Origin of the sequence: Pseudoalteromonas sp. SR43-5 (genome assembly GCF_014163835.1) — a bacterium.
GTDB lineage: Bacteria > Pseudomonadota > Gammaproteobacteria > Enterobacterales > Alteromonadaceae > Pseudoalteromonas > Pseudoalteromonas distincta.
Genome location: NZ_JACJEA010000014.1, coordinates 29,258 through 43,866 on the forward strand (window position 1 = coordinate 29,258; position 14,609 = coordinate 43,866).

The following is a 14,609-nucleotide window of genomic DNA, read 5'->3' on the forward strand; positions in this document are numbered from 1 at the left end:
AGTACTTACCAATATAAATTAGTAACGTAAGACTCTAAAAATCACCTTTAAAAACACTATTATTCAGTAAAACTGTTTTATTAAAAGAAGTGTGTTTATAGGTAACTACGGTTATTCAAACATACAAAAAAGCCCATATTAGGTGCTACCTAATATGGGCTTTTATACTCTCGCTAAATTATAAGCGCTTGATACAAGCATTCTTATAAAGATAACTCTTTTTTAGCGCGAGTTAAGTTATGTGTTACAAGTGAGTTTTTAGAAATTTGAACCGCTTCATATAAATCAGAAATACCAGCAGTGTCTTTTTGAGCCTTAATACGTGCTACACCACGGTTACTTAATGCAAACGATGTAAGTTCACGCACTTTTAAACGCGGACCATGGCTTTGCTTAAGCAATGCAATTGCTTGTGTACAAATAGCTTCTGCTTCTTCGTAGTTTCTTGCTTCAACATTTAAAGCACAGCTATTAAATGACTTTTCAAATGCGGGTGCTGCAGTTACAGAGTCTTCAATAACCATTAATTTATAATCACCTTGATTAGCCATTGCAGCAGCTGAGCAAGTTAATAATGAGCCAAGAGCGATGGTTTTTAAAAGTGTAAATTTCATGATTATATTCCTAATTAATTAAGTCGTACTTGTTGCCGACAACTAAACTTTAGAGTGTTAGCTCAATTACCACAAACGATAAAAACAAACCTAATAAGTGAATAAATCTAACCTATAGACTTTAGTCTAACACTTGTAAAAATATTTAGTAATTACAATTAGTTAAAAACCATGAAAATCACTAAACAATAAATAGCAAAATACATTTTTTTATTTTTTAATAATACCAATTCGCTTAATTAAGTGATCTATTTTGAGGATGGAAAAACGTGTTGATAGCTAGGCAAAAAATTCGCTATTTGGTTGTTCTAAATGAGAATTTTTTAACGCAGGTAGCGACACGTTTAGCCCCGCAAAATGATTATGTATTATTGCGAATTGGTATAACACAATACAAAGTTAATAAACACAAAAAAGCCGATGTTGGGGTATAACCCAATATCGGCTTTTTTACTCTCGCTATTTTATATTATGCTTTAGTAAGCACTTTATAAAAAACCTTATAACGATAATTCTTCTTTAGCGCGAGTTAAGTTGTGCGATACCATTGAGCTGTTAGACAATTTTGATGCTTCGTATAAATCAGCAAGTGCAGCTGTATCGTTATGCGCTTTTAAGCGTGCAACACCACGGTTGCTTAATGCGAATGACGTAAGTTGGCGTACTTTAAATTTAGGGCCATCTGCGTCTTTTAAAAGTGCGATTGCTTTAGTACAAATTGCTTCAGCCTCAGCGTAATTTTTTGACTTAACATTTAGTGCGCAGCTATTAAATGATTGCTCAAGTGGCTGTGGCGCTGTTGCAGTTTCAATAACCATTAATTTGTAATCACTTTGATCAGCCATTGCAGCAGCTGAACATGTTAATAGTGAGCTAAGAGCGATAGTTTTGATAAGTGTAAATTTCATGATTAATTTCCTGTAAGTTAAGTCGTACTTGTTGCCGACAACTGAACTTTAGAGAATTAACACAACCCCGACAAACGATTAAAACAAACCTAATAAGTGAAGAAAATTAACCTATAGACCTTAGTCTAATACGCTTGAATTTTTTCTATATATTTAAATAAGTTACGAACCAATAATCGTTCCTAAAATCGCTACTTTACGTTTTAAAATGTATATAATTATTTATGCCTTTTTTTAGTTGGTTTTATTTTAAACACCTTACTTTGGCATAGCTGAGTAACTATTAAACAAATTTATACATTTAATTACATGCAATACTAAGTTATGTATTTATAATTACAGCTCTGGTAACTTTTCATCATTAATGGGTTAACTTTTTTGAAACACATACTTCCTCTTTTTGTTTTATTAAGCACGCTTTTATCATTTAGCCAAAATGCTAACGCAAGGCTTTTGCTCGGTAATGACATGCCTAACACCGGTATGTTTATAAAATCAGAATTTAATGGCGATAGCAGCATTACATCTGCAGGTGTAGAAATGATGGTCAAACAAAATTACAGTAACTTTGGTGTTGTTTTTACAAGCGCAATTGGCGCGGCAGTAATCGATAATAAACAAGGCGAGCAAGAAGAATTTATAACGTGGGACAATGGCATGAAGCTTGGTTATTTTAATGACTTTTTTATATACGCCGAGCTTGGCTTAGATCTGTTCGAACTCGCCTTTAAAAACGATAGAGGCGATAACACCTACCAAATAGAAAAATCGAACAACGACATAGACGGTTACGCAGGTATAGGAGCGGGTTATCACTTTAAGCCATTTAAAATAGAAGTATTTACCCGAGCACGCCAAATAGATGGCGACTACTGGGAAGCACAAGAACATATTTACAGCGGTGTGCAGCTCAGCTTTACGTTTTAATTGCCCTTTTTTTTATAAGAAAAATAAAAAGCGTATGAAATACAGCTATTTCACACGCTTTTTAAAAAATTATATTTAACGGATAGTTTTGGCTACTTTACCAATACTCAAACCCTGAATTAAAATAGAAAACACCACAACCGCATAAGTGAGAGCCAACAAAATATCGCGCTCGTTCCCATCAGGTAATTGCAATACCAGTGCCACCGAAATACCACCGCGCAAGCCACCCCAGGTTAAAACTTTCCACGCGCCAGATGGCAACTCTAATTGCTTATTAAATGTAGTGGTTGTTATACCCACAACAATTAAACGTGCCATTAACGCTATTAAAATTGTTAAGCCACCAGCAATAAACAAATTACTCGAAAATGCAATCATGACGACCTCAAGCCCTATGAGTACAAATAAAATGGCATTTAAAATTTCGTCAATCAGTTCCCAAAATAAATCAACGTAGTGGCGTGTTTTATCGCTCATAGCCATACTACGACCATGATTACCCACCATTAACCCCATCATTACCATTGCAAGTGGGCCCGACAAATGCCAATGGCTTGCAAGTGCATAACCACCAATAACGCCCGCTAAAGTAAGGAGTACTTCTTCTTGGTAACTATCAATACTTTTAAGTAAGTAATATAAAATACCACCTAATACCAAACCAAAAACAATACCCCCACCGGCTTCTACCGCCAGCGTGTGCGCTACATAATAAGTTGTAGGAATATCACCACTTGATAAAACACCCAATAAAAGCACAAAAATAACCACGCCAATACCATCGTTAAACAACGATTCACCCGCAATCACGGTTTCAATACTTTTAGGCGCCCCCGCAGATTGTAAAATTCCCATTACCGCAATCGGATCGGTTGGCGAAATTAATGCACCAAATAGTAAACACCAAATAAACGCTAAATCAAAACCAAGCAAAGGTAGTACTAAATAAAGCGCCCCAGCAATAATAACCGTAGATAGCAACGTACCAACACAGGCCAAAATACCTATTGGCAATTTATAGCGCCTTAAGTCGCTAACATTTACGTGCAGCGCCCCAGCAAAAAGCAGCATTGAGAGCATGCCATCGAGCAAAACTTCAGTAAAATCTAACTGATCGAGCAAGCTCACTTCGTAATCTATAAGATCATCAAACCCTAAAAAGCCCAAAAATATAGCGCCGATAGATAAAAGCATCGAAATAACCATAACGCCAATGGTTGTTGGCAGGCCAATAAAGCGATGGTTTACATAGGTGAGTAACGCGGTAATTGATAAAAATATCGCACTTATTTCAAGTACGCTTAGGCTGGTTCCTGGTGCCATGGTTTAAATCTCAATATTTATTTAATGATGCCTTGCTCAAAATAAGCAAAGCAGAAGGGTTATTATTTTTATACGGTTATCTCGCATTATATTCGTGTAGCCTAAACAAGCATACCCAAAATATTAATTATAAATACACACCCTACTCTGTTAACGTATTTAAAGTATTAACTCACGCGTTAAATAAAACAAAAAAACCCATGTTAGGAATTAACCTAACATGGGTTTTTTTACTCTCGCTATTTTATAACATGCTTTTGGTAAGCACTTTATAAAAGCGTTTATAAAGTGCTTATAAAGAAAGCTCTTCTTTAGCGCGAGTTAAGTTGTGCGATACCATTGTACTTGTAGACATTTGGTTTGCTTCGTATAAATCAGCAAGGCCAGCAGTGTCGTTGTTCGCTTTTAAACGTGCAACACCACGGTTGCTTAATGCGAATGACGTAAGTTGGCGCACTTTAAATTTAGGGCCATCTGCGTCTTTTAAAAGCGCAATTGCTTTAGTGCAAATTGCTTCAGCCTCAGCGTAATTTTTTGACTTAACATTCAGTGCACAGCTATTAAATGATTGCTCAAGTGGCTGTGGCGCTGTTGCAGTTTCAATAACCATTAATTTGTAATCACTTTGCTCAGCCATTGCAGCAGCTGAACATGTAAGTAGTGAGCTAAGAGCGATAGTTTTGATAAGAGTAAGTTTCATGGTCGTAGTCCTGTTGGTTAAGCCGTGCTTGTTGCCGACAACTGAACTTTAGAGAATTAACACAAAATCGACAAACGATTAAAACAAACCTAATAAGTGAAGAAAATTAACTTATAAACTTTAGTCTAATGCCAAATTACTAATTTACAAAAGTTTAAGAACCTTATTTTTAGTTGGGTTATCAGTGATGCTGAAAACCATACAAGTACCTTTAATGACATGGACCAAATAGGTTAATGGATTAGTTTACTTAAGAAGTAAACTAATCAGCAATCATAACAGCCCGCTAGTTTTGGGATAACGTATTTATATTACATTAACTTCTGTAAATTTTAGGCCTTTTAAATTATGGCTTTTAACCAAGTCATATAAGCCCCCTTCTTCATCCGTACAAAAGGTAAATATTCCAGCTCCTTTCACTTTAAACAACCCACCGTGTTTTATAGCATTCTTGCTTAAAGCGAGTTTTTTAAAGCGCCTGATTCTATTTACACGACCATTCTTCATGTTCAACTCTGTGTGCTCTTGGTTAATTGCGTCTTGTTGCTCTAGAATATTTAACGCGAACCATTCTTCACCATTAAGATTTAGTGGTAAAAATTCACAGCACTCTCTAAGTGTTGGCTCAAACATACCTTTTAAAGGTGCTGGAATTACGAAAGCCATTGCTCCCCAGCCTGCTACATCGGGTTTATTAGTAGGAGTTTCACCTTCGACTATTAACCAATCAACATCTACAACACGCCAGTCATCACCTTTTGAGTTGCCGTTAAAAGTATAAATATCGTTGCTTGTTAACTGTATTGACTGCTCGAACATTGTTTCTTGTAACAGCAAATATTCACCAGCATCAACGCTAACAGCATAAACTTTATTAAATTCTTTCATTTAATTACCTTGGTATCATATTTGATAATTCTTCATGTAGTGGGAAATCACCGCTTTGTAATTCGTCGCCAATATCTCTAAGTAACTCTATTACACCTGTGCGCCCTAAACCTTCAGCTATAGTATCGGTAAGTAAAGCTTCTACGTTTAAGAAATATTCGCTTGTGTGGGTTTTTGTATGTGCTTCAGCCTTAGGCATTGCATCCATTGGAGTATGTTTAGCAAATCTAGGAAGAAATACTCCATTTGCTTCATGGTCAATATCGATTCCAAAGCCTGCGAGTCTAAGCCTAGCCTTTGAAGCTCGGGGATCGCCCCAAGCGACTATATGGTGAGCCGCCATATTTTCACCTCTTTCCCTACCTGCTGCAATCATATTTCTACTTAGTTTAATACTGTGCCGCTTATTATGCTCCCACCGTACATGCCTACTAAGTATTAAGTCATCTTTACTTATAAGCCCTTTTTTATAACGTGCTGAATCAATAATTTCGCCTCGATAGTAAATAGCATATTGAGTAGCTTGGTTTTTAGCAATTGAGGGATTACCAGTCACGGTGAGAAGGTCTTGCTCTAACTATTGAACGGTTACGTACTCTTTTGTATTAGAAGGCATGCTAAATTTATTCCTTTAAAATGATTTTAATACTCCTGCTTAAATAGTGTCATTTTGGTAACTAAATGCAATATGGGAACAAAACTCAAGCTTGACGTATTATTCCAAAGTTCCGTGAATATCATTTCTCACCCAAACCTATAAACTCCCTCGCCCATATGCCATAATCTAAATAATTCATTATTTTAGTAACTTGGCGCGTATTTAGGCGTTTTTAAGTTAACTACTCAGGGTTTTCAGCATGGCATATCAAGAGCAAAATCAAGCAACAATCTATTGGCACGACTACGAGACTTGGGGGGCGAGCCCTCAAAAGGATAAGCCGAGCCAGTTTGCGGGTGTTCGTACCGATCTTGATTTAAATATTATTGGCGAGCCACTTATTGAATATTGTAAGCCGCAAGCGGATTACTTGCCTCACCCTGAGGCGTGTTTAATTACAGGTATTACGCCACAAGTAGCGATGAAAAAAGGCTTAGTTGAAGCTGAGTTTATAGCAAAAATTCATGCCGAATTTAGCGTGCCAAACACTTGTGTTGCTGGTTATAACAGTATTCGGTTTGATGACGAAGTAAGCCGTTATAGCTTTTACCGTAACTTTTACGACCCATACGAGCGTGAATACAAAAATAACAATAGCCGCTGGGATATTATTGATTTAGTACGCGCTTGTTACGCACTGCGCCCTGAAGGCATTGAATGGCCGTTAAAAGAAGACGGCAGCCCAAGCTTTAAGCTAGAACATTTAACGGTAGCTAATGGTATTGAACACGCCGCAGCGCACGATGCGCTAAGCGACGTAACCGCCACTATTGCATTGGCTAAGCTAATAAAAGAAAAACAGCCAAAGCTGTATAACTTCTTTTTTGGTTTGCGTAATAAAAAAGCCCTTGCTGAATTAGTTGATGTATTTAACATGACGCCGCTGGTGCATACCTCGTCGCGCATACCTGCAACACAAGGCTGTACAAGCTGGGTTGCACCAATGAGCTTTCATCCGGTAAATAAAAACGCGGTTATTTGTTTTGATTTAACTCAAAACCCGCAAGTACTCATTGATTTAAACGTAGAAGAGTTACGCAAACGCTTATACACCAAACGTGTTGATTTAGCCGAGGGTGAATTACCTGTTGGCTTAAAACTGGTGCATTTAAACAAGTGCCCTATTTTAGCCCCAGCTAAAACATTATTGCCTGAAAACGCCGCCCGCCTTGGGATTGACCGCGAGCAGTGCTTAGCTAACTTAGCTATTTTAAAAGCCAATACCGACCTTCGCGATAAAGTAACCGAAGTGTTTAACGAGCAAGGCGATTACAGCGCAACTACTAACGTTGACTACCTACTTTACGATGGTTTTACAAGCCATGCCGATAAAGCTAAGTTTGCGATTATTCGCGATGCTAAACCAGATGAGTTAGCTGGGTTGAAGTTAGACTTTGAAGATAAAAAGTTTAATACATTGTTGTTTAGATACCGCGCTCGTAACTGGCCTGAAACGCTAAACCAGCAAGAACTTGATCAATGGCGCCAGTATTGCCAAAACAAGTTAATGCACGGGGAGGATCAACCATCGATTAACGCGCAAGATTTTATGATCACCCTTGAAAACCTAGCGCATGAACATGACGACAGCGAAAAAAACCTTACAATTTTAAAGGCGTTGTATAACTACGCACAAAGCATGTAATTTTGTTTGTATAACGCATTAAAAACGCGACGCTTTAACAATAAAGCGTCGCGTTTTTGTTTATAAATATCTGTACCACTTAAAACAAAGCAAAATCTATTTCACAAAGAGAAGCGAATGAGGAGTAAATGAGAAGACATAAAAACAATAACTTTTTAGATCTATTACTTCCTCTAAAAGCGCAGCGCCTCATAACCTCTTTGTGAATAAATTACTTTACGGGCTTTGCCCGTCACGCAAGCAAGCTTCGCGTCTACAAGTAAAACTCATATCTACACTTTGGGGTAAACGTAGAGCTTGCTCACGTGAAAAGCACAGCTTTTAATTACTTAAATAAAATACTATTTCACAAAGAGAAGCGAATGAGGAGTAAATGAGAAAACATAAAGACCAACAATCTTTTTTATCTATCACTGCCTCTAAAAGCGCAGCGCCTCATAACCTCATTGTGAATAAATCTTACGGGCTTTGCCCGCCACGCAAGCAAGCTTCGCGTCTACAGCGTTACTTTTTATGCAGTGCTTCAATGCGTGCTAGTAAACTTGAGGTGTCGTATCTGCCACCGCCGAGCGCTTGTACATCGGCGTAGTATTGATCGACCGTTGCGGTCATTGGTAAAGTAGCGCCGTTGTTTTTAGCTTCATCGAGTGCAATGCCTAAATCTTTACGCATCCAATCTACGGCAAAACCAAACTCATATTCACCCGCCCACATTGTTTTGTAGCGGTTTTCCATTTGCCATGAACCGGCTGCACCTTTAGAAATGGTTTCTATAACTTTTTCACCATCAAGCCCAGCTTGCTTGGCAAAATGTAAGCCTTCGGCTAAACCTTGCACTACACCAGCAATACAAATTTGATTAACCATTTTACAAAGTTGTCCCGAGCCAACGCCGCCTAGTAATTGGCTAAAACGACTAAACGCCGCCATAACTGGCTGCACTTTAGCAAATACGGCTTCACTACCACCCGCCATAACCGTTAATACGCCGTTTTCGGCGCCAGCTTGTCCGCCCGATACAGGCGCATCTATAAAGTCGATATTTTGCAGAGCCGCTTTTGCAGCCACTTCACGTGCTACTTCGGCAGAAGTTGTGGTGTGATCAACCAAAACAGTGTGCGGTAACATGCCCGCTAACACGCCGTCGTCGCCATACACTACTGAGCGTAAATCGTCATCATTCCCAACACACATAAATACAATATCAGCGCCTTGAGCAGCTTCGCGTGGGGTGTGTGCAACGCTTCCTTTGTATTGTTCAGCCCAACTTTGCGCCTTTGATTGCGTACGATTAAATACACATACACTATGCCCTTTATTGGCTAAATGCCCCGCCATTGGGTAACCCATTACGCCTAAACCTATAAATGCGACTTTCATTGACATAAAAATGACCTATTTAACTGATAACTTAGAAACTAGACCTCGATTATGTCAACCGGTCGATAAAAAAGCGAATGAAAGTCTTTATAAAATTTCCTTAACGGGAAAGGTAAGTAGGTAACCTATGGACAGTATTTATCAATTTAATGCACCACTTTATAACAGCGAAAATTTTCCTCTTAGCCAGTTACAGGGCAAAACCGTCCTTATTGTTAATACAGCGAGTAAGTGTAATTTTTCGGTGCAATTAAACGCACTCGAAAAGCTCTACCAGCAATACAAAAGCAATGGTTTTACTGTACTAGCGTTTCCGTGTAACCAGTTTGGCCAAAATGAGCCGCTTGATAATTTAGCCATAAAAGACTTTTACCAAGATCAATTTAATATCTCGTTTGAGGTATTTGGTAAGGTAATGGTAAACGGGCCAGAAACACATCCGTTGTTTAATTATTTAAAGTCGCATACGCGGGGTATTTCGCAAAATCGTGCAATTAAGTGGAATTTCACTAAGTTTTTAATTAACTCACAAGGGCAACTTGTTGCACGCTATGCACCGCGTACTAAGCCCGAAACACTTAAACAAGTAATAGAAAGCAACTTACTGCAAGCTGCAAAGTTAAGCGCTGCAAGAGGTGGTAAAAAGGTAGCATCAAAAATACCTTTATTTACGCCAGCTAAGGCTTAATTTAAATCAATAAAATGCGTGTTACTAAAGCACAGGTTTATAAAGTAGTTTATTGTATTGATACTTATTAAGCGTCGAGGCTATTACCATGAACATTGCTTTTTTTAGTACTCAAAAGTACGAACTGCCTTTTTTTGAACAAAGTACACGCGATCATCGTGATATAAAAATAACGTATTTTGAGCAATCCCTGAGCGAACAAACGGCTATTTTAGCAAGCGGGTTTGATGCCATATGTGTATTTGTAAACGACACCGTAAACGACACGGTTATTGAACAATTGGCAAGCCAAGACATAAATACTATTTTACTGCGTTGTGCAGGATTTAATAATGTTGATTTACCTGCAGCAAAAGCACATAAAATTAAAGTATTACGCGTACCGGCTTACAGCCCAGAAGCAGTAGCCGAGCATTGTATTGCACTTATGCTAACACTTAGCCGTAAAACCCATAAAGCGTATAACCGCGTACGCGAAGACAATTTTGATTTAAACGGATTGCTTGGTTTTAACTTGCACAATAAAACTGTGGGTATTGTAGGTTGCGGTAAAATTGGCCTTGCGCTGTGTAACATTTTAAATGGCTTTGGCGCTAAAGTATTAGTGTGCGACCCATACGCGCAACCTGGCAATTATACAATTACCGATATAGACACCTTGCTTAGCCAAAGCGATGTGATTTCTTTGCATTGCCCATTAACGGAACAAACTCATCATCTAATAGATGATGAGGCATTTAGTAAAATGAAAACCGGCGTTATGCTTATTAACACCTCTCGCGGGGCACTGCTTAACAGCAAAGCGTGCATTAATGCACTTAAAACTAAAAAATTAGGGTATTTAGGGCTCGACGTTTACGAGCAAGAATCGGAGCTGTTTTTTAAAAACCACAGTGACGAAATAAACCAAGACGATATATTTTCGCGCTTAGTGAGCTTTAAAAATGTATTAGTAACGGGGCATCAGGGCTTTTTTACACAAGAAGCACTCACCGAAATAGCAAACACAACCCTGCTTAACGCGTTTGAAGTAAGTGAAGGTAGGCCTCTGACTAATGAGGTTTTATAAAGTTCTTGGCTATACCTAAATAACAGGCACAAAAAAAGCGAAGTGCGTTTTAAACTCACTTCGCTTTATTAATTTATTTTAGGGCTTAGATAAAATTAACCAAAGGCAACGTTTGCAAATACTAAGGTCATTAATATTGGGCAAACAAATCGAATATACTGAGCAAACCAGTAATGTACGCCAGTTGTTGCTTGATGTAATTTATTACCACGCTGCCACATCCACCCTACTGTAATAAAGTAAAATAAACCCATAAGCGGTAATTGGTATTGAGTAAATAGCATAATAACTAAGCCAAATAACCAATCAAAATTTAGTATAATTGCGCTTGCACACACAAGTACAACGGCGCTAACGGCCCAGGTTGCTTTGGTGCGGCTAACGTTGTGGTTTTCGACTAAAAACGCTACCGGAATTTCAGTCGTCGATATAGTTGACGTAACCGATGCGATAGACATTAGTACAAAAAACAATAAACCAACTAATAAGCCAATTTCGCCCATGGTGCTAAATAGCTCAGGTAAAATAGCAAAAATAAGTTGCCCTTCGCCAATCAGTTTACCACCACTAAATACCTCTACACCGTTATGCTGCGCCACATAAATAGCAGGAATAATAAGTAACCCTGCTAAAAAAGCAACGCTGGTATCGAGTAAGGCAACACCGGCTGTGAGCTTTGGTAAATTAGCATCTGGCTGTAAATACGATCCGTAAATCATCATACAGCCTACACCTAACGAGAGCGAAAAGAACGCTTGCCCCATTGCGGCAATAATTAAATTAGGGTCGAGTATTTGGCTAAAATCAGGGATTAAATACGCGGCAAAGCCTTCGCTTGCGCCATCGAGTGTTGCAATGTAGGCAATTAAACCAACAAGCAGCACAAGCAGAAGTGGCATCAAACGGCGCGACCAAGTTTCGATTCCCGATTTAACCCCTTTTAAAATAATACTGGCAGTTAAAATAAGCATAAGCGGCGTAAATACAAAATTACGCAGCACTGAGTCGCTATGTAAAAATTCGCTTGCGCCTGTGAAACCTAAAAAGGTTGTTATGGGTTCAATAGCGTACGAGAGCATCCACCCTGCCACTATTGAATAAAAACTTAGCATAACAACTGCGCCCGCAAGGCCTATGTAACCGGCTGCTGCACCTACTTTACGGCTAGTGTTTTGCCATGCATCGCCCAATGCTTTTACCGGGTTAGCTTGTGCTTTGTGACCTAAATAAAGTTCGGTATACAGCGCAGGTAGCGCAAGTAAAAATATAACAATAAAATAAACCAGTAAAAAAGCACCGCCGCCATGGTTGGCCGCTTGCGTAGGAAAACCCCAAATATTACCCAAACCCACTGCTGCGCCAGCAGCGGCTAAAACAAAACCAAGTCGGCTTTGAAACCCATCACGCACTTGTGCCATACATCTACAAATCTGTTATTATTTTGATTATTGTGAATTAAACCATATTTCATGCCAGCTGAGTAATAAAATTGTACCCAGCCTTTATTAGTGGCGTTAACCGCTCACAATATCAGCGACTTCTTTTGCTTTAGGGCTTTTATGACTGAACACTATTTTAAAAACGCCTTGAGTATTACTTCAACTCAATTGGCAAATTTGTCTTTAGCGAGTAACAGTATTTTATTATTTAATGCTAAAACACTTGAGCTTAGAGACTTTAATTTTCCCGATTGCTTAAGCCCGTTTGAGTTAAACATTATAAACCGCCGTAAAAGCCCACAAGCTAAGCAAGAGTATTTAGCGACGCGGTTATTGTTAAAACACCTTATTAAAGTAGCGCAGCCGCAACATGCGCACGTAGCCCTTAATAAAATGAGTACAGAATTTGACGAGGCAAGCTCAAAGCTGCAAGTACATGTAAGTGGTGATGTTATTAATACCTGTATTTCGCACTCACATGGTTTAGTTGGGGTCGCGCTAAATTTTGATAAAAGTGAGTTTGGTTTTGATATTGAAAAAGTAAGCCTAAAGCGCCCATTTGAAAAGCTAGCTAAGCATTTTTATCATAATGATGAAATTACACTTATCACCAAGCCTACTAATACCCAAGCCCAAGCAGATACGTTTTTTAGAATTTGGACACTAAAAGAGTCTCTTGCTAAAGCCACCAGCCGCCCTATTGCAAAGTTACTTAGCCCCAATGTGTTTGACGAATTACATAGTGCAAAGCTGAGTGCTTGCAGTAATCGCGTTACTGTAGCTGATAGCAGTGACAGTAATGTTTGTTTTGATGTGAGTGTGGTGCATAAAAAAAGCACCGACTGGCGATGCTTTTTATTAAATGACTTTATTAATTAATTTTGTTAAGCAACCTTACTAGTTAATTTTCCTGAATAACCGTTATTTACGCAGCAAAATCGTTTTCTAATAAACGGCTATGAATAGACTGTACTACGTTATCTGACTCAGTTTGCTCTACTAAAAAGCACAGGTTGTGCTTACTAGCACCGTGACAAATTAATCGAATGTTAAAGTCTTTTAGTACACTCATTAAGTTCATTTCGTGTTGGCGTAATTGAATCTCAGAGCCAATAAGTGCCACCAATGTTAGGTTGTTTTCTACCGAAACATGGCAAAACTCTGCAAGCTTATCTAGGCATTCTTGATCAAGCTCTGGGCGCGAGGCGTTTTGCGCGTTATCAAGCGTTATAGCCACGCTGATTTCTGATGTAGTTACCAAATCTACCGATATATTGTATTCACTTAATAGTGTAAATACGCGTGCTAAAAAGCCGCTTGCTAGTAGCATTTCTGGGCTTTTAAGCGTAAGCAATATTTGGTTTTTACGTTGCGTTACTGCGCGTATACCTGGTTGCTGCGATTTTTCGCGCTCAATCCACGTACCGCCACGCTCAGGCTCTCGGCTAGAACCTACAAACACGTTAATGTGGCTACGGCTTGCTGGTAAAATAGTCGCTGGGTGCAATACTTTTGCACCAAAGGTTGCCATTTCAGCGGCTTCGTCAAAACTTAAGCGTGCAATAGGCGTCGCTTTTGCGCACAAACGCGGGTCGGTGCTAAAAATGCCCACTACGTCGGTCCAAATATGCACACTTTTAGCGTTAATCGCTTCAGCTAGTAATGCAGCGCTATAGTCAGAACCACCACGTCCTAGCGTTGTGGTGTGACCGTATTCGTCACTACCAATAAATCCCTGAGTTACAATTACTTGAGCGTCTAATAACGGAATTAAATGCTCTTTAGCAGCTTGCGCTGTGGCTGCAACATTGGGCGTTGCTTTACCAAATTGGCTGTCGGTTTTAAGTACCTTGCGCACATCAAAGCGATCGGCATTTAAACCCTGTAAACGAAGTACCTGTGCAAACAAATACGACGATAAACGCTCACCAAAGCTAAGTAGCTCGTCGTGTTGCTGATCGGTTGTTAGTGGCTCTTGAGCCAATGTTTGAAATGCTTTTAGGGTTTCGTTAAAGCCAACCGCTAAATCGGCATCTAGCGATAATTCATCTAAAATAGTTTGTTGAATAGCAAGCACGCCGTTTATGTGTTCTTGGCGCTCACTAGGAGTAATGCTTGATTTACACAGTGCAACTAAGTGATTAGTTACGCCGGCACTGGCGCTCACGGCAACAATACGTACGCTTTTATCTGCAACAATAATTTCGCTACAGCGACTCATCGCTTCAAAATTTGCAACACTGGTTCCGCCAAATTTGGCAACGATGTAATCTGATTTTGCGCCTGATACTGTTTGTGGCACTGATTGGGTAGTCATTTAGTCTCCTTTCGCGGTATCCAAACCGCAATAAAACAAGAAGAACTTGG

The 14,609-nt window shown here is 39.1% G+C and carries 14 protein-coding genes; 5 read left to right on the plus strand and 9 right to left on the minus strand.

The window, feature by feature from the left end:
* Nucleotides 1-203: 203 nt before the first annotated feature.
* Together H5090_RS10000 and H5090_RS10005 are read right to left on the minus strand one after the other, a co-directional pair.
* Nucleotides 204-614 (minus strand): hypothetical protein, encoded by a 411-nt coding sequence (locus H5090_RS10000; protein ID WP_004336087.1) that lies wholly within the window; start codon nt 612-614, stop codon nt 204-206.
* A gap of 500 nt (nt 615-1,114) precedes the next feature.
* Nucleotides 1,115-1,522: a hypothetical protein gene (locus H5090_RS10005; RefSeq protein WP_002963253.1), complete on the minus strand. Its 408-nt coding sequence runs from the start codon at nt 1,520-1,522 to the stop codon at nt 1,115-1,117.
* A gap of 378 nt (nt 1,523-1,900) precedes the next feature.
* On the opposite strand from H5090_RS10005, the gene H5090_RS10010 reads away from it, so the two are divergent.
* Nucleotides 1,901-2,449, plus strand: a complete 549-nt coding sequence (locus tag H5090_RS10010) for a hypothetical protein (RefSeq protein WP_039488156.1) — start codon at nt 1,901-1,903, stop codon at nt 2,447-2,449.
* 75 nt (nt 2,450-2,524) lie between these two features.
* Here H5090_RS10010 and H5090_RS10015 read toward each other — a convergent pair whose 3' ends face one another.
* The 4 genes from H5090_RS10015 to H5090_RS20840 all read right to left on the minus strand — a co-directional run bounded on the left by H5090_RS10015 (nt 2,525) and on the right by H5090_RS20840 (nt 5,919).
* Nucleotides 2,525-3,775: a sodium:proton antiporter gene (locus tag H5090_RS10015; protein WP_002963249.1), complete on the minus strand. Its 1,251-nt coding sequence runs from the start codon at nt 3,773-3,775 to the stop codon at nt 2,525-2,527.
* A gap of 292 nt (nt 3,776-4,067) precedes the next feature.
* A complete protein-coding gene (locus H5090_RS10020; RefSeq protein ID WP_101162764.1) occupies nt 4,068-4,475 on the minus strand; it encodes a hypothetical protein in 408 nt (135 codons plus the stop codon).
* A 306-nt stretch (nt 4,476-4,781) separates the two neighbouring features.
* Nucleotides 4,782-5,363 (minus strand): hypothetical protein, encoded by a 582-nt coding sequence (locus H5090_RS10025; protein WP_182695607.1) that lies wholly within the window; start codon nt 5,361-5,363, stop codon nt 4,782-4,784.
* A gap of 4 nt (nt 5,364-5,367) precedes the next feature.
* Nucleotides 5,368-5,919 carry an AHH domain-containing protein gene (locus tag H5090_RS20840; RefSeq protein ID WP_310736315.1) on the minus strand — a complete coding sequence of 184 codons (552 nt, stop codon included), beginning with the start codon at nt 5,917-5,919 and terminating at the stop codon, nt 5,368-5,370.
* 301 nt (nt 5,920-6,220) lie between these two features.
* Between H5090_RS20840 and sbcB the strand changes: the two genes are divergently transcribed.
* Nucleotides 6,221-7,666, plus strand: coding sequence for an exodeoxyribonuclease I (sbcB, locus tag H5090_RS10035; RefSeq protein WP_182695608.1), 1,446 nt, complete (start codon nt 6,221-6,223; stop codon nt 7,664-7,666).
* Between the two features lie 504 nt (nt 7,667-8,170).
* Here the strand turns inward: sbcB and H5090_RS10040 are convergent.
* Nucleotides 8,171-9,052 (minus strand): NAD(P)-dependent oxidoreductase, encoded by an 882-nt coding sequence (locus tag H5090_RS10040; RefSeq protein ID WP_182695609.1) that lies wholly within the window; start codon nt 9,050-9,052, stop codon nt 8,171-8,173.
* Nucleotides 9,053-9,173: 121 nt separating this feature from the next.
* Between H5090_RS10040 and H5090_RS10045 the strand changes: the two genes are divergently transcribed.
* Together H5090_RS10045 and H5090_RS10050 are read left to right on the plus strand one after the other, a co-directional pair.
* Entirely contained in the window at nt 9,174-9,734 is a 561-nt protein-coding gene (locus H5090_RS10045; protein ID WP_024595202.1) for a glutathione peroxidase, read from the plus strand.
* A gap of 88 nt (nt 9,735-9,822) precedes the next feature.
* Nucleotides 9,823-10,803, plus strand: coding sequence for a 2-hydroxyacid dehydrogenase (locus H5090_RS10050; RefSeq protein ID WP_182695610.1), 981 nt, complete (start codon nt 9,823-9,825; stop codon nt 10,801-10,803).
* Between the two features lie 95 nt (nt 10,804-10,898).
* Here H5090_RS10050 and H5090_RS10055 read toward each other — a convergent pair whose 3' ends face one another.
* A complete protein-coding gene (locus H5090_RS10055) occupies nt 10,899-12,221 on the minus strand; it encodes a sodium-dependent transporter (protein ID WP_182695611.1) in 1,323 nt (440 codons plus the stop codon).
* A gap of 141 nt (nt 12,222-12,362) precedes the next feature.
* On the opposite strand from H5090_RS10055, the gene H5090_RS10060 reads away from it, so the two are divergent.
* Nucleotides 12,363-13,121 (plus strand): 4'-phosphopantetheinyl transferase superfamily protein, encoded by a 759-nt coding sequence (locus H5090_RS10060; protein WP_182695612.1) that lies wholly within the window; start codon nt 12,363-12,365, stop codon nt 13,119-13,121.
* Nucleotides 13,122-13,167: 46 nt separating this feature from the next.
* Here the strand turns inward: H5090_RS10060 and lysC are convergent, their stop codons facing one another.
* Entirely contained in the window at nt 13,168-14,559 is a 1,392-nt protein-coding gene (lysC, locus tag H5090_RS10065) for a lysine-sensitive aspartokinase 3 (protein WP_182693750.1), read from the minus strand.
* Nucleotides 14,560-14,609: the final 50 nt, after the last annotated feature.

What these genes read in the sequence shown, in the direction of transcription:
- H5090_RS10000 (WP_004336087.1), bottom strand. Translation starts at nt 614, where the DNA reads ATGAAATTTACACTTTTAAAAACCATCGCTCTTGGCTCATTATTAACT.
- H5090_RS10005 (WP_002963253.1), bottom strand. Translation starts at nt 1,522, where the DNA reads ATGAAATTTACACTTATCAAAACTATCGCTCTTAGCTCACTATTAACA.
- H5090_RS10015 (WP_002963249.1), bottom strand. Translation starts at nt 3,775, where the DNA reads ATGGCACCAGGAACCAGCCTAAGCGTACTTGAAATAAGTGCGATATTT.
- H5090_RS10020 (WP_101162764.1), bottom strand. Translation starts at nt 4,475, where the DNA reads ATGAAACTTACTCTTATCAAAACTATCGCTCTTAGCTCACTACTTACA.
- H5090_RS10025 (WP_182695607.1), bottom strand. Translation starts at nt 5,363, where the DNA reads ATGAAAGAATTTAATAAAGTTTATGCTGTTAGCGTTGATGCTGGTGAA.
- sbcB (WP_182695608.1), top strand. Translation starts at nt 6,221, where the DNA reads ATGGCATATCAAGAGCAAAATCAAGCAACAATCTATTGGCACGACTAC.
- H5090_RS10040 (WP_182695609.1), bottom strand. Translation starts at nt 9,052, where the DNA reads ATGTCAATGAAAGTCGCATTTATAGGTTTAGGCGTAATGGGTTACCCA.
- H5090_RS10045 (WP_024595202.1), top strand. Translation starts at nt 9,174, where the DNA reads ATGGACAGTATTTATCAATTTAATGCACCACTTTATAACAGCGAAAAT.
- H5090_RS10050 (WP_182695610.1), top strand. Translation starts at nt 9,823, where the DNA reads ATGAACATTGCTTTTTTTAGTACTCAAAAGTACGAACTGCCTTTTTTT.
- H5090_RS10055 (WP_182695611.1), bottom strand. Translation starts at nt 12,221, where the DNA reads ATGGCACAAGTGCGTGATGGGTTTCAAAGCCGACTTGGTTTTGTTTTA.
- H5090_RS10060 (WP_182695612.1), top strand. Translation starts at nt 12,363, where the DNA reads ATGACTGAACACTATTTTAAAAACGCCTTGAGTATTACTTCAACTCAA.
- lysC (WP_182693750.1), bottom strand. Translation starts at nt 14,559, where the DNA reads ATGACTACCCAATCAGTGCCACAAACAGTATCAGGCGCAAAATCAGAT.